20 protein-coding genes are annotated in these 17,493 nt (G+C 67.4%); 10 read left to right on the forward strand and 10 right to left on the reverse strand.

Translation table 11 applies throughout. From position 1 onward, the window contains the following. Nucleotides 1-21: 21 nt before the first annotated feature. Nucleotides 22-2,154 (reverse strand): glycoside hydrolase family 3 C-terminal domain-containing protein, encoded by a 2,133-nt coding sequence (locus tag AC06G6_RS19350; RefSeq protein WP_479824841.1) that lies wholly within the window; start codon nucleotides 2,152-2,154, stop codon nucleotides 22-24. A 225-nt stretch (nucleotides 2,155-2,379) separates the two neighbouring features. Further along, a complete protein-coding gene (locus AC06G6_RS19355) occupies nucleotides 2,380-3,666 on the reverse strand; it encodes a hypothetical protein (RefSeq protein ID WP_479824843.1) in 1,287 nt (428 codons plus the stop codon). A 353-nt stretch (nucleotides 3,667-4,019) separates the two neighbouring features. Between AC06G6_RS19355 and AC06G6_RS19360 the strand changes: the two genes are divergently transcribed. The 4 genes from AC06G6_RS19360 to AC06G6_RS19375 all read left to right on the forward strand — a co-directional run bounded on the left by AC06G6_RS19360 (nucleotide 4,020) and on the right by AC06G6_RS19375 (nucleotide 6,493). Next, complete coding sequence (locus AC06G6_RS19360) at nucleotides 4,020-4,247, forward strand: hypothetical protein (protein ID WP_479824845.1); 228 nt, start codon at nucleotides 4,020-4,022, stop codon at nucleotides 4,245-4,247. A 305-nt stretch (nucleotides 4,248-4,552) separates the two neighbouring features. Next, nucleotides 4,553-5,170 carry a uracil-DNA glycosylase family protein gene (locus AC06G6_RS19365; protein WP_307456698.1) on the forward strand — a complete coding sequence of 206 codons (618 nt, stop codon included), beginning with the start codon at nucleotides 4,553-4,555 and terminating at the stop codon, nucleotides 5,168-5,170. 157 nt (nucleotides 5,171-5,327) lie between these two features. Continuing rightward, nucleotides 5,328-5,519, forward strand: a complete 192-nt coding sequence (locus tag AC06G6_RS19370; RefSeq protein WP_479824847.1) for a hypothetical protein — start codon at nucleotides 5,328-5,330, stop codon at nucleotides 5,517-5,519. 17 nt (nucleotides 5,520-5,536) lie between these two features. After that, entirely contained in the window at nucleotides 5,537-6,493 is a 957-nt protein-coding gene (locus AC06G6_RS19375) for an L-lactate dehydrogenase (RefSeq protein WP_479824849.1), read from the forward strand. Here the strand turns inward: AC06G6_RS19375 and AC06G6_RS19380 are convergent. Beyond that, nucleotides 6,490-7,659 carry a cation diffusion facilitator family transporter gene (locus tag AC06G6_RS19380; RefSeq protein WP_479824851.1) on the reverse strand — a complete coding sequence of 390 codons (1,170 nt, stop codon included), beginning with the start codon at nucleotides 7,657-7,659 and terminating at the stop codon, nucleotides 6,490-6,492. The two genes, AC06G6_RS19375 and AC06G6_RS19380, sit on opposite strands and share 4 nt — an antisense overlap. After that, the gene (locus AC06G6_RS19385) at nucleotides 7,656-7,991 is read right to left on the reverse strand and encodes an ArsR/SmtB family transcription factor (protein ID WP_479824853.1); all 336 of its coding nucleotides are present in this window, start codon (nucleotides 7,989-7,991) and stop codon (nucleotides 7,656-7,658) included. Before AC06G6_RS19385 ends, AC06G6_RS19380 begins: the two co-directional genes overlap by 4 nt. Nucleotides 7,992-8,135: 144 nt before the next feature. Here AC06G6_RS19385 and AC06G6_RS19390 point away from each other — a divergent pair, with 144 nt between their 5' ends. The 4 genes from AC06G6_RS19390 to AC06G6_RS19405 all read left to right on the forward strand — a co-directional run bounded on the left by AC06G6_RS19390 (nucleotide 8,136) and on the right by AC06G6_RS19405 (nucleotide 11,724). Beyond that, nucleotides 8,136-8,705 (forward strand): hypothetical protein, encoded by a 570-nt coding sequence (locus AC06G6_RS19390; RefSeq protein ID WP_479824855.1) that lies wholly within the window; start codon nucleotides 8,136-8,138, stop codon nucleotides 8,703-8,705. A 133-nt stretch (nucleotides 8,706-8,838) separates the two neighbouring features. After that, complete coding sequence (locus tag AC06G6_RS19395) at nucleotides 8,839-9,441, forward strand: DUF305 domain-containing protein (protein WP_479824857.1); 603 nt, start codon at nucleotides 8,839-8,841, stop codon at nucleotides 9,439-9,441. A gap of 198 nt (nucleotides 9,442-9,639) precedes the next feature. Next, on the forward strand, nucleotides 9,640-10,956 hold the full coding sequence (locus tag AC06G6_RS19400) for an ATP-binding protein (protein ID WP_479824859.1): 1,317 nt from the start codon (nucleotides 9,640-9,642) through the stop codon (nucleotides 10,954-10,956). 102 nt (nucleotides 10,957-11,058) lie between these two features. After that, a complete protein-coding gene (locus tag AC06G6_RS19405; RefSeq protein WP_479824861.1) occupies nucleotides 11,059-11,724 on the forward strand; it encodes a transmembrane-type terpene cyclase in 666 nt (221 codons plus the stop codon). A gap of 76 nt (nucleotides 11,725-11,800) precedes the next feature. On the opposite strand, the gene AC06G6_RS19410 is transcribed toward AC06G6_RS19405, so the two are convergent. Further along, nucleotides 11,801-12,514 carry an HD domain-containing protein gene (locus AC06G6_RS19410; protein ID WP_479824863.1) on the reverse strand — a complete coding sequence of 238 codons (714 nt, stop codon included), beginning with the start codon at nucleotides 12,512-12,514 and terminating at the stop codon, nucleotides 11,801-11,803. A 9-nt stretch (nucleotides 12,515-12,523) separates the two neighbouring features. Then, nucleotides 12,524-13,420, reverse strand: coding sequence for a tRNA glutamyl-Q(34) synthetase GluQRS (gene gluQRS, locus AC06G6_RS19415; RefSeq protein WP_479824865.1), 897 nt, complete (start codon nucleotides 13,418-13,420; stop codon nucleotides 12,524-12,526). 378 nt (nucleotides 13,421-13,798) lie between these two features. Here gluQRS and AC06G6_RS19420 point away from each other — a divergent pair, with 378 nt between their 5' ends. Beyond that, nucleotides 13,799-14,257, forward strand: coding sequence for an Lrp/AsnC family transcriptional regulator (locus tag AC06G6_RS19420; protein ID WP_479828776.1), 459 nt, complete (start codon nucleotides 13,799-13,801; stop codon nucleotides 14,255-14,257). A gap of 17 nt (nucleotides 14,258-14,274) precedes the next feature. Here the strand turns inward: AC06G6_RS19420 and AC06G6_RS19425 are convergent, their stop codons facing one another. After that, a complete protein-coding gene (locus AC06G6_RS19425) occupies nucleotides 14,275-14,730 on the reverse strand; it encodes an Lrp/AsnC family transcriptional regulator (RefSeq protein ID WP_307456736.1) in 456 nt (151 codons plus the stop codon). 104 nt (nucleotides 14,731-14,834) lie between these two features. Between AC06G6_RS19425 and AC06G6_RS19430 the strand changes: the two genes are divergently transcribed. After that, entirely contained in the window at nucleotides 14,835-15,485 is a 651-nt protein-coding gene (locus tag AC06G6_RS19430) for a LysE family translocator (RefSeq protein WP_479824867.1), read from the forward strand. 2 nt (nucleotides 15,486-15,487) lie between these two features. Here the strand turns inward: AC06G6_RS19430 and AC06G6_RS19435 are convergent, their stop codons facing one another. The 3 genes from AC06G6_RS19435 to AC06G6_RS19445 all read right to left on the reverse strand — a co-directional run bounded on the left by AC06G6_RS19435 (nucleotide 15,488) and on the right by AC06G6_RS19445 (nucleotide 17,454). Next, nucleotides 15,488-15,853 (reverse strand): nuclear transport factor 2 family protein, encoded by a 366-nt coding sequence (locus AC06G6_RS19435; protein WP_479824869.1) that lies wholly within the window; start codon nucleotides 15,851-15,853, stop codon nucleotides 15,488-15,490. A gap of 72 nt (nucleotides 15,854-15,925) precedes the next feature. Further along, nucleotides 15,926-16,915 carry a hypothetical protein gene (locus tag AC06G6_RS19440; RefSeq protein ID WP_479824871.1) on the reverse strand — a complete coding sequence of 330 codons (990 nt, stop codon included), beginning with the start codon at nucleotides 16,913-16,915 and terminating at the stop codon, nucleotides 15,926-15,928. A gap of 38 nt (nucleotides 16,916-16,953) precedes the next feature. Next, nucleotides 16,954-17,454: a DUF456 domain-containing protein gene (locus AC06G6_RS19445; protein WP_479824873.1), complete on the reverse strand. Its 501-nt coding sequence runs from the start codon at nucleotides 17,452-17,454 to the stop codon at nucleotides 16,954-16,956. Nucleotides 17,455-17,493 lie beyond the last annotated feature (39 nt).

Raw genomic sequence — 17,493 nt, forward strand, 5'->3', positions numbered from 1 at the left:
GTTGCCGGACCAAGGGGACGGCTACTGGCCAAACCACGACTCGGCCAAAGCCACATCAGCCTCCATGGTGTAGTTGACGGCCGAATGCCCGAGCGCCAGGCGGTAGCTGCCACCCGGGGTGTGCCACTGCCCGCGGTCGGTGTCGTAGGACGCGAGCAGCCGAGGGTCAACGTCCAGCGCGACGGTCCGTGATTCGCCGGGTTCGAGGTCCACGCGCTCGAAGCCGAGCAGCCGCATCCGGGGACCCGCGGGGTCCTCAAGGAGGTAGAGCTGGGGCACGTCGGCCCCGCGGCGTGGCCCGGCATTGGTGACGGTGAACCCGGCCCGTACCCCGTCCCGGTCCTGCACTCTCAGCTCCGCATAGCTGAACCGGGTGTAGCTGAGACCGTGGCCGAAGGGAAAGAGGGGCTCCTGCGCGGTCTTCGCGAACCAGCGGTAGCCGACGTCGGATCCCTCGTTGTAGTTGATCGTCGTCGGGGTCCCCCACGGTGTACCGAGGCCCGGAAGCTCCGGCCGCGGTGTCTGGTCCAGGGCGGCCGGGAAGGTCAGCGGCAGTTTCCCGGAGGGGTTGGTGACGCCGGCGAGGATTTCGGCGATCGCCCGGCCGCCGCACTGCCCGGGATACCAGGCCGCGAGGACGGCCCGGACCTTCGGCAGCCACGGCATCGCCACGGGGTTGCCGGTCTCAAGGACAACGACGGTGTTCGGGTTGGCGTCCGCAACCGCCTCGATCACGGCGTCCTGGCCCCACGGCAGGGACAGGTCCGCGTTGTCGTAGCCCTCGCCCTCCACTCGGATGCCGAAAACGACCGCGACATCACAACGGCGTGCCAGCAGCGCCGCCTCGGCAGGGCTCATTCCGGGGTCGTATTCGATCTCCGCGCCGGGCAGCAGCCTCTGCAGTTCCGCCAGCGGCGAGGAGGGCAGCAGGTACAAGTTCCGCATGCTGCCCATGATGCCCGGGCCGCCGACCGTATGGACCTCGGCGTAGCCGCCGGGCGGGGTGACGGCACTGGAGCCGCAGCCGGTGGGTACGCCGAGCTGGGCATGTCCCCCGATGACCGCGATCGTGAGCGGCGCGGCCGGAGGAGACGGCGAGTTCAGCGGGAGCACGCCGTCGTTCTTGAGCAGGACAATGCCTTGCCGCGCCGTCTCCAGCGCGATGTCGGCATGGGCGGCCAGGTCGACGTCGGGTGTCCCCTCCCAGCGGTCGATGCCGACGTCGAAAATGGCGTACAGGATGCGCCGCACCATCCCGGTCAGGCGTTCCTTAGGGAATTCGCCCGCCTCGTAGGCGGCCCGCAGCGGAGCGGTGAAGGTCTCCTGCCCCCACATCATGACGTCGATCTGCACACCGGATTCCTGGTCCTGGCCTCGCAGCGCGAAGTCCCAGCTCGGCGTCGCGCCCCAGTCGGACATCACCCAGCCGGGGAAGCCCCAGGCGCCCTTCAGGATGCCCTCCAGCAGTGACTCGTTGCCGCCCGCGTAGGTGCCGTTGATCTTGTTGTAGCCGGTCATGACCGAGCCGGGCCCGGCGCGTTCGATGGCGATTTCGAACGCGAGCAGGTCGGATTCCCGGTGGGCGGCCGGTTCGATGACGGCGTCCAGCCAGTGCCGGTTGGTTTCGTTGCAGTTCAGGGAAAAGTGCTTGACCGTAGAGATGACCTGCTCGCCCTGGATGCCCCGGACCGACTCCGCGCCGAGTACCCCGGTGAGCCAAGGGTCCTCGGAGAGGTACTCGAAGTTCCGGCCGTTGCGCGGGTCGCGGTGCAGGTTGAGGCCGCCGGCGAGCTGGACGTTGAGCCCCTTGCTCCGGGCCTCCCTGCCCACCATTTGCCCGGATCGGCGGGCGAGCTCTGGGTTGAAGCTGGCCCCCAGGGCGATCGATGCCGGGAGCGCGGTGGCCGTGTCTCCCTCCCGGTAGCCCGGGTTGGTGACACCCAGGCTCGCGTCGCTCATCAGCAGGGCCGGGATGCCAAGCCGCGGGATCCCGGGAGTGTAGCCGGCGCTCATCGGGACGCCGTCCGGGATGCGCGGATCCTTCTCCGTGAGGACCTCGTTGGTGCCCATGACGCTGATCAGGAGGGAGAACCGCTCCTCATCCGTCAGTTGCGCCTCGACTTCACGGGCCCGTGCCATCGCCTCTGAATTCACGCGTTGCCTGCTTTCGGGGTCGTCCCGGCGGGCGTTGGGCGCCGCCGCGGAGTGGGGACCTGGGATCGGTTCCATCATGCCCGTGGCGGTGAGGCGGGGCCAGAGCTTTGCGTGGCGAAGTGAGGCTGCAGGCCTATATGTGGCGCTGCACTTGCCGCAATTGGGTCCCAACAATTGACGCAGAGTCAATAGACCGCAATGAACTCCGGGAGACCAGCGAGGTGACTATCGAGTGACTGCCACGTCGCCGGTCTCCGATTCAATTTCCTTATCCGTGGTTTCTGCAGGTACCCGCCGCCGCTCCTCGATCCCTTGAGCTACATGCAGAATGGTGTCTTCGACAGTTCTGCCGATGGCTTTTGGAACTGAGGCCACTCCTGCGACAACTGCAGTTGCGGCGCCAGCCATTACCCCGCCAGCCTTTTGACCGAGTCGTATCACCGATTCGTGCCACTGGGTGCGTTTGATGGTTGAGCTATCCGACATGCCAAAGACAGAACTGAAGATTCTCACCAACCGCTGCAGTTCTTCGGCGGCGGTGTAGAGCCTGGCCACCTCCATGGGATTCGTAACGCGGGTGAACGTATCGACCTCTACTGCCTCCGATATAGCGTGGGACAGATTCTGAATTGCGGCCGTAGTGCTTGCCATTCGCCGCTCCCGCGACCTAGCGATGTGTCGGGAATGTGCCACGGAATCCGATCCGTCATTCGTGCTGCGGACAGCCTCCAAGGAGTCCATTCGAACCATGTTTGTGAGAGCCACTGCCGCGATGACCAGCCAGTGCTTCAGTTCGCCTTTGGCGGCCGCCTCGGCGCTGCTCAGCCGCTTGCCCATATTCTTGACGGCGAGCCCGTCCGCAATGGTGTTCAAGTGGTTCAGTGCGACAGCGTGTGCTTGGGCGAGCGCCGCTGCCTGTCCCGACACTTGGTCCCATAGGGCGTCGTTAAGGTGTCCGGTCTCCTCGAAGTACCCAAATGCCTTATCCAGGACGTGGGTTGTGCCCTGTACATTACCGAGTGCCTCGTCACGGATATCCCGGACGATCGTGTCCAGCTTCGCGTCCACAGCCTGAAGAAGGGCCTCGAGGTCTTTGAGGGCCACACGTATCGCCAAAGTTGCGGCCATGAGTTGCACGTTCGCGGCCGCTGCAGGATTGACTGGCGAAGATTTCACCAACTCGATCACGGTATCGATCCTGCCATCGGAATGTCGTAGCACGCCGCTGACAACCCCGAGCTTTTCCTTGGTCGAGCCCGCGAGTTGCAGGTATCTGGCGTAAGACTCTGGCGTCATGTGGAAGGCATTTCCACTGATACCCGCGGAAGCCCAAGCTGCCGCAACGCCAGATACACCGGCGAGAATATCCGCCACGCCCGACCCGATTTTCGATGTGGCCCCGTCCTTAACGTCAAGCTTTTGAAAAAGCTCGGCGATGGCCGATGGGTCTCCAGCTACCAGGGCATCTGGGCCGTCGATGTAGACGGCAAGTTCGCGGTCGTGGTCAGTCATATGCACATCTTTACATAACGGCCACAGCCCCACGGCGGCCACGCGGCCGAACATGACCGGGCAGTGTCACCCATCCCCGAACAACGCAAGGGCAAGTACGTGCGTGATCAATTAAACGCTGCACAGCAATGGGGCGCCGCAATCGGCCATCGAGCGATTGGCCAAAGACAGCGCACCCCACTGCCCGCACTAGGCACGAATACCGCGGAAATAGTCGAACTAATCGCCTAGTTTGTTGTGCTTATCCCCGTCGGTATGCAGTGCCAGTTCGCCAGTTTGACCCGGTTTCCATTGGCACATTCGCACGCAGTGCTAATCTCACTGGACAAACCAAACGAAGTGTGGAGAAATCTGTGGCAGGAAAAGCGGACAAAGTCGCAGCAGCGATGAGGGCTGGCGGCGCGACGGCGAAACAGCTTGCTGCTAAAGCGTATGACCTGGCTACCGATCCTGCTGTGCAGGAGAAGGCCCGGAAGCTCGCTGAGAATGGCGCCAAGGCCTACCGGGGATTCAACAGCCCGGAGGCGAAGCAAGCTTTCCGACGGGCCGCGGATATCTTGAAGAAGACGAGCAGAAAATAGGGGCCCGACCCGCCGCATCTCCGACCGTTCACGCAGGCTCAGAGTCCGGCAACCGGACCAATGCAAACGCAAGGCCTGCAGGTACCTTCGCGATCTCGCTATGAGACGGCTCGGACATTCTCATGTCCAGAACGACCCGGCTTAATCCAGTGGTTACCTGCAGGCGCTTTAAGCGTACGCCCGCCCATTCAGCGTGACTAGGGGTCCGTGGCCTCTTACGGAGTCCGAAAAAACGCGCCAGCGCCCAAAAGCGTAGAGTGGAACCAGACGCCTGATTCTGGACGCCGAGCGCTGAGGGAGAAATCGTGACGATTGACTGGGACGAAAAGAAGACCCTGCTGCAGGAACCGAACATCGCCGCCGTAACGCAGCTTTGCGACGAACTGATGGAAAAGAAGCCGGGGTCGGTCGTCCCCTACATCGATCCCGTCCATGACGAGGACGAGTGCCGGATCGTCAGCCTCCACATCGCCCCGGGCAAGGGCACCGAATCGGGCTTCGTTTCCCATTTCAACGATGACGAGGCCGCCCGCCGCGCCACCTCCATTTACGAGGCCGTGGAGCTTGACCCCCGCTACGTGATGCCGTGGAACGCCTACCCCTGGGTCCGCGATCCGGAGCTCCCCTCCGCGCTGAACGTCCAGGAGAAGACGGACGGGCTCCGGCCGTTCCGCCAGTTCCTCAAGATCAACAGGCGCGTTTCCGCCGTCATCGCCCACGGCGCCGACGCCCACGCCTTCCTGACACTCTTCGAGAAGACCTACCACTCCTCGCTGAAGAATCGCGGGGTCAAGATCTACAAGGCCACCGCCCTGGGCGGCCGCGCCTTCGCCGTCTCGGCCGTCAAGCAGGAAGAGCTCCTGAGCAAGAACGTCGAGGTCTACAAGGACGCCATGCAGCGGGCGGGCATCCAGCACCTCTGAACCGCCGGTACAGGACACGCAAGGCAGCGGTTCCGCGGGCCCCGGGTCCGCGTAGGGTCCAACGGCCCTGCCCAAGCCGGGCGGTGCTTGGTGAGCTTGAGTCGAGCCCGGACGGACGCGTCCCCACGTGCGGCTCGCTCCCGCAAAGGATGCAGCGATGGGACGGTTGGACGGCACGGTGGCCCTCAGTGGCGTCTTCACCGGCGTCAATGCCGCCGGCCCGGCTCTGACGGGCACAGCGCCCGCCTCTACCATCAACGTCTCCTCGATCGCGGGACTCCAGGGTCAGGAGACCCTTCCCGGCTGCACTGACTCGAAGTTCGGGGCGGTCGCGCCGCCCGCCGTCTGACCGGAAAGAAGAATCCCATGTCCCAGAGTCCCGGCTCAAAGCTCGCAATTGTCGGCGCCGGCAGCGTCGGCACGTCCCTCGCCTACGCAGCCCTGATCCGCGGCTCGGCCAGCAGCGTCGCCCTCTTCGACGTCAATGCCACCAAGGCCGAGGCCGAGGTGCTGGACCTGGCCCACGGCACCCAGTTCGCCGCCGCCGCCGCAACCGTCACCGGCGGCGGGGACATCACCGCGGTGGAGGGCGCCGACGTCGTCGTCATCACCGCCGGGGCCAAACAGGCACCGGGCCAGACGCGGCTGGACCTGGCCGGCACGAACGTCCGCATCCTCGAACAGCTCATGCCGCAGCTGCTCACGCACGCCCCGGACGCGGTCTACGTCCTGGTGACCAATCCCTGCGATGTGCTGACCGTCGCGGCGCAAAAGATCTCCGGCCTGCCTTCCTCGCGCATTTTCTCCTCCGGCACTGTGCTGGATACGTCCCGGCTGCGCTGGCTGCTGGCGCGCAAGGCCGGGGTCTCCCTCACCAGCGTGCACGCCAGCATGGTGGGCGAGCACGGCGACACCGAGTTCCCCATCTGGTCCGGCGCCACGATCGGCCCGGTCCCGATCCGCAACTGGACGGTCGACGGCGAACGCGTCTTCACCCCCGACTACCTCGCCGAAACCGCCAGTGAAGTGACGCACGCGGCCTACAAGGTGATCGCGGGCAAGGGCGCCACGAACTACGCGATCGGCCTGTCCGGCGCGCGCATCGTGGAGGCGCTGCTGCGCGCCGAAAACGCGGTCCTGCCGGTGTCGACAGTGCTGGACGGGCAGTACGGGATCACCGGGGTAGCGCTGTCGCTGCCCAGCATTGTGGGGCATGGCGGGGTCCGCGCCGTGCTGGATACCCCCATGGACGACGGCGAACTCGCCTCCCTGCAGCATTCGGCGGAGACACTGCAGCGGAGTCTCGCGACGCTGGGGATTTAGGCGGTCTGCGGCGACCCTGCTGCGGCGAAGTCGGGCACAATCGTCACCGGTCCGACATGCGGGAGGGCGCTGCGGACGCCGCGTTCCAGATTGGCCGTCACCGAGGCGAGCTCCACCAGGTGCGCGTCCGTCGGGATCGGCACCGTGATCTCCACGTGCAGCCGGTGGCCGGACCAGCGCAGCCGGGCTGTACCGCCCGAACGGGAGTGTTCCCCGACGACGGCCTCGACCCTCCGGGTGAGTCCAGGGTCGACACCGTCCATCAGCCGCCGCCCGACGTCGCGCACGGTGCCCCAGAGGAGGACGGCGATGGCGGCGGAAATCAGCAGGCCAACGATCGGATCCGCCAGCGGGAAACCGAGCCAGATGCCGATGACGCCGGCGACGACGGCCAGCGAGGTGAAGCCGTCCGTCCGGGCATGGACGCCATCAGCCACCAGGGCTGCGGAACCGATCCGCCGGCCGACGCGGATCCGATAGATCGCCACGAGTTCGTTGCCGGCGAAGCCCACCAGTCCCGCGGCAAGCACCCAGCCGAGGTTGTGCACGGGCTGGGGTTCGAAGAAGCGTCGGATCGATTCAACGGCGGCCACCACCGCGGAGAGGGCGATCATCGCCACAATGAACAGCCCGGCGAGGTCCTCGGCGCGGCCGAACCCGTAGGTGTATGTCCGCGTGGCCTTCCGGCGGCCCAGCAGGAACGCGATCCACAGCGGGACCGCGGTCAGCGCGTCGGAGAAGTTGTGTACAGTGTCGGCCAGCAGCGCCACGGACCCGCTGACCAGTACGATCACGAGCTGGAAGAGCGCGGTGGCGCCGAGGCCGAGCAGGGAGATCTTGACGGCGCGGATGCCCTGGGAGCTGGATTCGAGCGCCTCATCGATGGAGTCCGCAGCGTCGTGCGAATGCGGGACGAAGACTGACTGAAGCCAGCCCTTCAGGCCGGTGGCGTGCGTGTGGTTGTGACCGGACGCGCCGTGGTCGTGGTGATGCGCGCCGTGGTCATGGTCACGCACGTGGCCGTCCGGGCCGTGGTCATGGGCACCGTGGCCGTCCGGGCCGTCGTCGTGGCCATGCGGGTGGACGTGGACGTGCCCGTCGTCGTGGCTGTGCTCCTGGCCCTCGCCGTGGCTGTGTTCGTCCACGGCATCCGACGGGCGGTTCATGCGCCGTGCCGCGGGGCCGTGCCGAGCGCGTGCTCGGCCTGATGGATGGCATCCATCACCAGTTGTCGGGCATGGTCATTCTGCAACCGATAGAAGACTTTGGTGCCTTCCTGGCGTGTGGCGACCATGCCGCCCAGCCGCATTTTGGCCAGATGCTGGGAGACTGCTGAGGCGGGCTTCCCGACGCACTCTGCCAGGGCGTTGACCGGCAGCTCGCCCTCTCCCAAAGCGAGGATCAACCGGACACGCGTGGCGTCGGCCAGCATGGAGAACACTTCGACGGCCAGCTCCACGTGGGGGCTGTCGACCTCAACCCGCATATCTGCATTCATACGCAGATACTGTCATAGTTGTCCCCTCCGGCCAATTGGCGCGCTGCGCCGCGGGAACACAATTCCGGGGGCAGGCGTTGAAGACAGGTAGCCTGAGTGCTTCTCGACACTGCCCAAAGCCGTAACTGCGAAAGGAGGGTGACGATGTCCGCAGCCGCCGCGGCCCATCCCGTCGCCGTCCTCCGCCGCGCCGCACTGCTGGCCGGTCTGCTCGCCGTGATTGCCGGCTTCCTGGGGATGCACATCATCGCCGGCTCTCATGGCCTGCACGCCCAGGCGTCCCCTCCCGGCGGCGTCCAAACGTCGACGGCGCCGCACGCGACGGCGCCCCACGCCACCGGCCAGGCGGCCGCTGACCTAACAGCCGGCGATCCTGCCGGGCACTCCAGCCACAGCGCCGCCGGCACTTTGTCGCAGGCCGACGACGGCACCGCTGCGGCGGAGACCGTTTCTGCGGTGACACCCGCCGCGGCGACAGTCGGCGGAACCCAGGTCCCGCCGTCGTGCACGTGCCAGGGCGGATGCGCCGAGACGCCAGCGGTTCACGTCGGCTGCACGCCGTCGCTGTCAGGGGCCCCGATGAGCGCCCCTCACCCCGGGCCCGCCCTGCTGGAGGGCCAGCCCTGGACCGCAGAGGAGGCTGACCGCCCGTCCGGCTACGCCTACGTGCCGGGGACGCCCACACCCCGGGACCTGTCCATCAGCCGCACGTAGGACCGGGCATGTGCCGTGACGACGCCGGCGCACCACCACCTGCCCCCAGCGCACGGCCGCCGATTCCAGCAGCCTCCGCGCGGCTCCACCCCGCCGGCGTCCACCGCCGGATGCACGAAGGACACGACCTCCCATGAAGAAGAACCTCCCTATTTCCGCCGCCGCCCTCGCCGCCGTTATGGCACTGGCCGGCTGCTCCACCCCCGGCACTTCCGGCGGAAGCAGCAGCATGCCCGGGATGGACCACAGCACCATGGGCTCAAGCGCCGCACCCGCCGCCGCGGACCACAACGGCTCGGACACAATGTTCGTCCAGGGAATGATCCCGCACCACGCCCAGGCCGTGGAGATGAGCGACATCATCCTGAAGAAGCAGGGCATCGACGCCAGGATCACCGCGCTGGCCACGAAGATCAAGGCCGCCCAGGCGCCCGAGATCGAGAAGATGACCGGCTGGCTCAAGGCCTGGAATGAACCCACCCAGGCACCAGGCGGCCACTCCATGACCGGCATGATGAGCGGCGAGGACCTCACACAGCTCGACGCCGCCGAGGGAACCGAGGCCGCGAAGCTGTTTCTCCGCCAGATGATCGCGCACCACGAGGGCGCCGTCGAGATGGCCAACGCCGAGGTCCGCAGCGGCAACAACGCCGAAGCCATCCAGCTGGCCAAGGACATCGCGGCCTCCCAGACGGATGAGATCCAGGAAATGAAGGAACTGCTCGCGGGCCTGTAGCCCGCCGTCCGCCGTCGAGGTCAGACTTCGCGCCCATGTTCGAACGAAACATGGGCGCGAAAGCTCACCTCGCGGGATGCCCGTCCGTTCGCGGCGGCACCGTAACGCAACGTCCGCGCAACCTCTCCCGGAGGCGGTTCGCATATGCTCGACGGACAGCTTCACTGGCTCAGCGACGAACCACCCGGGAGACACCTCATGACCACCTGGCGAATCAGGGATTTCCATTCCGCCGATCTCGACGGCATCCTGCACCTCTGGGAGTCACTCAAGGCCACGAACGTCGAGCCGGTCTACGCGCTCTCCGAGGTTCTGGCCTCCTGCGAGAAGGACCACGCCGTCGTCGCGGTGCAGGGCGATCAGGTGGTGGGCGCCGCCGTCGGACGGGCCGCCCACGACCAGGGCTGGATCGTCTTCCTGGCCACCCTCCCCGAGTACCGGGGCCGCGGGATCGGCACCTCGCTGCTGGCCGCCGTCGAGAACCGGATGGCGCCGCACGGGCTGAACAAGCTCTCCGCCCTCATGCCGGAATCCGAGACCCGGGTGGAGGCGTTCCTGGGCCGCGGCTTTGTGCTGAAAAAGAATCTGCGCTACTTCGAGCGGAAAATCCCGGTGCAGCGCCAGGAACTCGAACCCCTGAGCCTGCTCGGCGGCCGGATCCTGGCCCGCGACCTCTGGGAAAACGTCGCCGGCATGCGGAACGAGAAGGAGCTGCTTGAACGCCGCTTGGTTCTTCCGCTGGCGGAGGCCGACCTCGCCGACGAATACGGTGTGGTGCCGCCGCGCGCCGTCGTCCTCTTTGGCCCTCCCGGCACCGGCAAGACCACCTTCGCCAAGGCGATTGCCTCCCGCCTCGAGTGGCCGTTCGTGGAGGTTTTCCCCTCCCGCCTCGCCGCCGACCCCAAGGGCCTCGCCGGGGCGCTGCGCGAGACGTTCCTGGAGATCGCCGAACTGGAACACGCCGTGGTGTTCATCGACGAGGTGGAGGAAATCGCCTCCCAGCGCTCGGGCGAGCCGCCGTCGCCGCTGCAGGGCGTCACCAACGAACTCCTCAAGATCATTCCGGCCTTCCGCGAACAGCCCGGCCGGCTGCTGGTCTGCGCCACCAACTTCATCCGGGCCCTGGACACCGCGTTCCTGCGCCACGGACGCTTCGACTACGTCATCCCCATCGGGCTGCCCGACCGGCAGGCCCGGGAGGCCATGTGGCAGCGGTTCATTCCCGCCACGGTGGTGGACGACGTGGACGTGGAGCTGCTCGTGGACCGGACCGAGGGGTTCTCCCCCGCGGACATCGAGTACGCGGCCCGGAGCGCGTCCCAGCGGGCGCTGGAGAAGGCGGTGTACGACGACGGCGGGCTCGCCTCCAGCGGCAGCCCCTCCGTCCGCGACGCGGTCCGGAAGGGCCCCGCGACACAGGATTACCTCGACGCGATCGCCGAGACCCGGACCACGGTCAGCGACGAGGTCCATCAGCAGTTCCTCGAGGACATCGACGCCCTGGGCCGGGTCTAAACCCCTCAGGCAACGCGGGGTCAGCCAGCGTCCGTGGCGGGCGCCGTGGACGGGCCGGAAGGGACCCCGCGTTGCATCGAGTAGAGAGTCAAAGGGGAATCCGTGGTCCTGTTCCTGACGGTGGTGAGCGGCCTCGCCTGGACCGCGGTGTACGTCGAGGCCGTCCGCATCGGGTTCCGGGACAGAAGCTACGCGATCCCGGCCGCGGCGCTCGGACTCAATTTCGCCTGGGAGACCATTTATGCCGCCCGCTCCGTTGCCACCGGCATCTCCACCCAGGGCGTCTTCAACATCGCGTGGGCACTCGCCGACGTCGTGATTGTGTATACGTTCCTCAGGTTCGGCCGCTCCGAGCTGCCAGCGTGGGTGACGCGGAGGCTCTTCATCGGCTGGGCGCTCCTGCTGGGCACCACGTCGTTCGCGGTTCAGCTGCTTTTCGTGGTCGAGTTCGGCTGGGAGGACGCTCCGCGTTACGCGGCGTTCCTGCAGAATCTGCTGATGTCCGGGCTGTTCATCGCCTTGTTTGTTGCCCGCCAGGGACCCCGCGGCCAGTCACTGCTGATCGCAGTGGCGAAGTGGATCGGGACCGTGGCACCCACCATCGTGTTCGGCTGGTACGGCAACTCGCCGCTGATTCTTGGCGTGGGCGTCCTCTGCAGCGTCTTTGACCTGGCCTACATCGGCCTGCTGTGGCGGGCAAGATCCCCGGCCAACGCAACGCGGGGTCAGCTATTGCCCATGGCCGGCCCAGGGATGGGCGCCGGGTGACCCCGCGTTGCTCTCAGAGGCCGACGGCGGACGCGGCTTTGGAACGGAACCGGCCGGCCCCGGCGGGGTGCCGGGGTCAGGCCCGGCGCGGCTCGGACTCGCTGTCGGCGGGGGTCTCGCCAGGCCCGGCCGAGGGTCCGGCTTCGGGCACGGCTTCGGTCACGGCTTCGGTCGACTCCTCTGTGGCGCCTTCGTAGGAGAGGTTCTCGTAGTCGGTGTCGTCCGCCTCGTCGAGCAGATCGTCGAGTTCATCCAGCAGCCACGGGTTGATCCGGGCCAGGATCTTGCGGGTTTCCTCCACCGGAACCGCGGCATAGAGCACCGGGCGGGCCTCGTTGTAGCGGGTGACCGGCGGCTTGTCCGGCCATTTCTCGGCCAGTGCCCTGACGCGCTCCGGCAGGGAGTTGTGGGCGTTGTCCGCGATTTTCACCAGGGTGGCATCGTGGTCCTCGGCGATATAGCGGATGCCGGCCTGGTAGTCGTCCGGGTTCTCGTGCAGGCGCTTGGTGACGCGCTCAATGATGTCCACGGCCCGCTCGGTGACGCCCATGTCCAGCAGCGCCTGCCGGGTCATCGGGGTGTCCTCGGCGATGTCGTGCAGGTAGCCGGCAATCCTGATGTCGTCGTCGAAGTCCGCCAGGGCATCCCCTACCGCGATCACGTGTTCGCGGTAGGGCCGCTTGAGCTTGTCCTTCTGGCGGTTGTGGGCCACTTCCGCGAGGATCTTCGCTGTCTCGACGGTAAAACTCGGCTGCGGGGTGTGCGCTTCCCTGAACTCTGGTTCTGACATGCTTCCAGCCTACGCGTCCGGCCCGGCCATCCCGGGCCAGATCCACGGCTCCCGCGGCAGCGCGGCGGGCTCAAACACGGCGAGTGCCTGCTCCAGCGGACCGGCCGGCAGCCCCATCGATGCCAGCAGGGTGTCCCGCACCTGACTGACCGGAATGCCGGCGGCGGCAAGGTCCGCGAGGGTGACAGCACCGTCGCGCTTGGCCAGCCGGGCGCCCTCGGAGTTTACGATCAGCGGAACATGCGCATATTCCGGAACAGGCATATTCAGCAGGGAGGCGAGGTAGGCCTGCCGTGGCGTGGAGGGCAGCAGGTCGTCGCCGCGGACCACCTGGTCGATGCCCTGGGCTGCGTCGTCCACCACCACGGCGAGGTTGTAGGCGGTCACGCCGTCGTTGCGGCGGAGCACAAAGTCATCCACCACTCCGGTGTAGCTGCCGTGCAGCACGTCCTGCACTGTCGCCGCGGTCACGGCGGACCGGAGCCGGACCGCCGCGGGACGGACGGCGCGCTTGACCGAGCGTTCGGCCTCAGACAGGTTACGGCAGGTGCCCGGATAGGCCCCCTGAGGGGCGTGCGGAGCGGACGGCGCCTCCTGGATCTCGCGGCGGGTGCAGAAGCACTCATAGGTCAGGCCCGCCGCGGTCAGCCCGGCGATCGCCTCGGCGTAGAGGGGCCCGCGGTCGGTCTGGCGGACGATTCCGCCGTCCCAGGTGATGCCGATCGCGGCGAGGTCCCTGAGCTGCTCCGCCTCGGCACCGGCCCGGGCCCGGTCCAGGTCCTCAACCCGCATGAGAAACCGCCTGCCGGTGGACCGGGCGAAGAGCCAGGCGAGGATGGCGGTGCGGAGGTTGCCGACATGCAGTTCGCCGGAGGGGCTGGGGGCGAAACGGCCGGCGGAAGTCATGGCACCAGCCTATGCGCCGCCAGCACAAGAGCCCCTCAGCTACCGATGACTTCGGAAATCCGACGTCGGTGGCTCAGGGGCTCTTGCCGTGCCGGACCCGGGGCGTTGCTCCGGGCCATGGCACTGCGAATGCGGAGATTGGTGCGGAAAGACGATGGTGTGAACAAGAGTCAATCAGCGGGCGGGTTCCTTGCGGGAAGCCTCATCCAAGATCCGGGTGGTGTGCCGGGGTACCTGTAGCCGTTGGGATCCGGCGGTGGCCTTCGTCCCTTTGTTGTCACTATTTCAACAGAAGTCCTACAGTTGGTGCAACGGACAACTCGTGCACTGGTCAATCTGATCAACCGTGGCCCGGACGACGAACAGGAAGTGGTCACTTTGCAGGAACTCGACGCGACCGACCGGCGAATCCTCCTCGCCCTCGACCAGGATCCCCGGCTGCCCATCATGGTGCTGGCCCAGAAACTGGGCCTGGCCCGCGGCACCGTGCAGTCCCGCCTGGAGCGGATGACGACGTCGGGCGCGCTCCGGCCGAACAGCAGCCGGGTGCTGCCCTCGGCGCTGGGCCGCGGCGTGGCGGCGTCGGTCAGCGCCGAGCTGGACCAGAGCCACCTGAATGAGGCGATCGCCGCGCTGCGGAACATCCCGGAGGTGCTGGAATGCCACGCACCGGCCGGCGAGACGGACCTGCTGATCCGGGTCGTGGCGCAAAGCCCGGATGACCTGTACCGGGTCTCGGAGGAAATCCGGCTGTGCCCCGGAATCGTGCGGACCTCCACCAGCATGTTCCTGCGCGAGGTCATCCCCTACCGGACCACGGGCCTGCTGGGCACCTGAACGTCGGCTCCGCCGAACTAGACAGGCGGACCCGTGTTGGACTTCAGGTTCTTCATCACCAGCGTCGACGTCAGCCGCTCGACGCCGGGCAGCGAGGTCAGCTCGCTGTCATAGAAGCGCTGGTAGGCGGGCAGGTCCTCGGCGATCACCTTCAGCAGGTAGTCGGGGGAACCGAACAGCCGCTGCGCCTCGACGATGTTCGGGTTGTCCGCCACGCGGTTCTCGAAGATCTCCATCGTCGCCCGGTCCACCTGGCGCAGCGTGACAAAGACGATCGCCTCGAACCCGAGCCCGAGGGCCGAGGGATCGATATCTGCCCGGTAGCCGCGGATCACGCCGGCGGCCTCCAGGTCACGGAGCCGCCGGTGGCAGGGCGCCACGGTCAATCCCACCTTGGCGGCGAGCGCCGTCGCAGTCATGCGGCCGTCCTCTTTGAGGTAGCGCAAAATACTTCTGTCCAACCGGTCTATCACGCAATAATCTTACCCCCGGACGGCAATTCCCCGCGAAAAAGGGGAACACTTACGGCGGCTTATTTCCTAGACTTTTCCTGTACCCCGGACCACAGGAGACCGCCATGAACCCCCAGCTTTTCCTCGCCTTTCTGCTGGTCGCCGGCGCCCTGGCCTGCACGCCGGGGGTCGACTGGGCGTATTCCATCACCGCCGGGCTGAAGCAGCGCAGTTTCGTGCCCGCAGTTGCGGGACTCTGCGGAGGCTACGTGCTGCACACCGTGCTGCTGGTGGCGGGTCTGGCCGCCCTGCTCACCGGGGTCCCCGGCATCCTGGGCTGGCTGACCGTCGCCGGCGCGGCTTACCTTCTGTGGCTCGGGCTGACGACCATCCGGACCTGGCGCGGGGCGAGTTTCGGCGGCGCGGAGATGCGGGCACCGGCGAACCAGTTCCGGACCTTCCTGCAGGGCATGGGAACAAGCGGCATCAACCCCAAGGGCCTGCTGTTCTATGTGGCCCTGGTGCCGCAGTTTGTCAGCCCCGAGGCGTCCCTGCCTGTGCCCGTGCAGTCCGGCCTCCTCGGCCTGACGTTTGTTCTCCTGGTCGGCGTGGTCTACAGCGCCGTTGCCTTGCTGGCGCGCAGGCTGCTGCACTCCCGGCCGGAGGCGGCGCGGAAAGTGACGCTCGCCAGCGGCATCATCATGGTGGCCCTGGGCACCGTCCTGCTGTCCGAGCAGCTGGTGCCGCTCCTGGGCCAGGCCCTGTCCCGCGGCTGAACTCAGCCGGCCGCCGCGCGCGGCATGTACCACTCGGTGAACGCTGTGGCGCGGCCGTCGCCCGCGAGCTGGATGATCCAGAGGTTGTCGTAGCTCCGGCTGTCGCCGCGGTAGTCGGTGCGGCCCTGCACGAAGGCCCTTCCGCCGTCGACGCCGAGGAGTTCCCACTCGAACGTCCAGTCCCCCGGCTCATCCTGGCTGGCGATCCAGCGCTCCACGATCTGCTCGCGCCCGGTCCACGGCTCGGGATCATCCGGGCGAGTGGAGTAGACGGCATCCTCCGTGAACAGCGCCCGGATATCCTCCGGCTCGTTCGACGTCCAGGCAATGATGTAGTGCTGCATCCAGCGCGCTGCCGCATCTCTCATCCCTCGGTTCTACTCCCTGTTTCCGGGGGCCCGCAAGGGTCATTGATCCGGGCCGGAACACTTCGCCCAGGTTCAGTCGTCGTCGGCCCGGCCGTATTCGCGGTCCCAGAGTTCATGGAGTTCCGCGTCCCTGCGGATGGCCCGGACCGTCTCCAGGTCTGCGGACTGGCGGTGCTGCCGCTCCAGCCGGTTCAGCGCCTTCCGTCCGTTGTCCAGTAGCAGGAGGGCCCGGTCCGTCAGGGCATCGCTGCGGAGCGTAAAGTCGGTCCCGCGCCGGCGCAGGACCTCCTGCAGGGCGGCACGGGCGGCCGTATTGGCACCAAATTTCCGCAGCGAGCGCGCCCGCACCAGGAGCAGCGCCGCCGAAAGGTCGTCCCCGTTGAGCAGCCCTTCCGTGTCTGCCACCACCTCCTCGTGCCGTCCCAGCGAGGCGGCCAGGGTGCAGCGCGCCAAAGCCAGCGGCAATGATGGCGGGAGTCCGTTCAGTGCCGCGAGGGCAGTCTCCGTCTGGCCGGTCTCGCGCAGTGAGTGGGACAGCGCCAGGAAGACCGCCTCCTCGCTGAACAGGACCGGAACCTCGACCCGCTCGGCAACGGCCACGCGGGTGATAACACGGGCCAGATAGGTGGAGGCGTAGCGGTTCGCGTCGTCGTCGTTACTGGTCAGCATCCCGCGCTGGAGCAGTTCGGCGGCGCGCAGGTGGCCACCCTGGGCGTAGCTCTGCAGCCCTGCCATCAGGTAGCACAGCCCGGCCCACCCGGGGTAGGTGTGCGCCAGGGCGATCAGCCGGTTTGGGTCGGAGCTGCCGAAGATCGCGGAATGCACGGCCTTGGCCGCCTTGCCCGGGGTCCTGCCGCCCACCTTCCCGAGCCGGGGCGCGCCGCCCTCCACGGGCAGGGCGCCGCGGGGCCGCCCGGCAAGGACTCCGGAGACCGCGCCGCCCACGCCCTCGGCGAGGCCGCGGACAGGGGTCCTGATGACCGGCGTGCGGAACGGCGCCAGATCGCGCAGGTCGCGGTACAGGGCGGGGCGGGGTGCGGATTGTCCTGGTCCGGCGCTCATACATCCATGCTAGTAGGCGCAGGGAGGACGCGGGCAGACTAGGCCGCGGCCGTGACCCACAGGCCGATCACCCAGGTGCTGCCGGCGAGGCAGGCGAGCCCGAACTCGACGATCATGCCCAGCCCGGTGGCCTTCAGGGCGGCCCAGCTGGAGGCCGCGGCGGTGCCGATGGCCCGCGTGCGGTGCAGCTCGCTGAGCAGCAGGCCGGCGGCGAAACCGACGAACAGGCCCACCACCGGAATGATGAACATCCCCACGACGCCGAGGACCAGCCCGGCCACCACCGAGCGGCTCGGAATGCTGTGCTGTTTGAGTTTCCGGCCGGTCAGCACCGCGCTGGCGGCCATTCCGGCCATGACGAAGACCATGCCGATCCCGAACACCACCCAGCCGGTGGTCCCGGCGCCGCCCCAGATGGCCCAGGCCAGCAGGCTCAGCCCGATCAGGATGCTTCCGGGCAATACGGGAATGACGGTACCGGCCACGCCCACCAGGATGGCGAGGCCACACAGGATCGTCACAACAGTCTCGGGGTTCATCGCCCCAGTCTAAGGCGCGGGGGCCTCTGTTCAGGCGGC

Source organism: Arthrobacter sp. CJL-S3 (assembly GCF_056711635.1).

Coding starts and splice junctions, on each gene's coding strand:
- AC06G6_RS19375 (WP_479824849.1), top strand. CDS start 5,537: ATGTCCCAGAGTCCCGGCTCAAAGCTCGCAATTGTCGGCGCCGGCAGC.
- AC06G6_RS19430 (WP_479824867.1), top strand. CDS start 14,835: ATGAACCCCCAGCTTTTCCTCGCCTTTCTGCTGGTCGCCGGCGCCCTG.
- AC06G6_RS19435 (WP_479824869.1), bottom strand. CDS start 15,853: ATGAGAGATGCGGCAGCGCGCTGGATGCAGCACTACATCATTGCCTGG.
- AC06G6_RS19400 (WP_479824859.1), top strand. CDS start 9,640: ATGACCACCTGGCGAATCAGGGATTTCCATTCCGCCGATCTCGACGGC.
- AC06G6_RS19445 (WP_479824873.1), bottom strand. CDS start 17,454: ATGAACCCCGAGACTGTTGTGACGATCCTGTGTGGCCTCGCCATCCTG.
- AC06G6_RS19370 (WP_479824847.1), top strand. CDS start 5,328: ATGGGACGGTTGGACGGCACGGTGGCCCTCAGTGGCGTCTTCACCGGC.
- AC06G6_RS19440 (WP_479824871.1), bottom strand. CDS start 16,915: ATGAGCGCCGGACCAGGACAATCCGCACCCCGCCCCGCCCTGTACCGC.
- AC06G6_RS19380 (WP_479824851.1), bottom strand. CDS start 7,659: ATGAACCGCCCGTCGGATGCCGTGGACGAACACAGCCACGGCGAGGGC.
- AC06G6_RS19385 (WP_479824853.1), bottom strand. CDS start 7,991: ATGAATGCAGATATGCGGGTTGAGGTCGACAGCCCCCACGTGGAGCTG.
- AC06G6_RS19355 (WP_479824843.1), bottom strand. CDS start 3,666: ATGACTGACCACGACCGCGAACTTGCCGTCTACATCGACGGCCCAGAT.
- gluQRS (WP_479824865.1), bottom strand. CDS start 13,420: ATGACTTCCGCCGGCCGTTTCGCCCCCAGCCCCTCCGGCGAACTGCAT.
- AC06G6_RS19410 (WP_479824863.1), bottom strand. CDS start 12,514: ATGTCAGAACCAGAGTTCAGGGAAGCGCACACCCCGCAGCCGAGTTTT.
- AC06G6_RS19390 (WP_479824855.1), top strand. CDS start 8,136: ATGTCCGCAGCCGCCGCGGCCCATCCCGTCGCCGTCCTCCGCCGCGCC.
- AC06G6_RS19395 (WP_479824857.1), top strand. CDS start 8,839: ATGAAGAAGAACCTCCCTATTTCCGCCGCCGCCCTCGCCGCCGTTATG.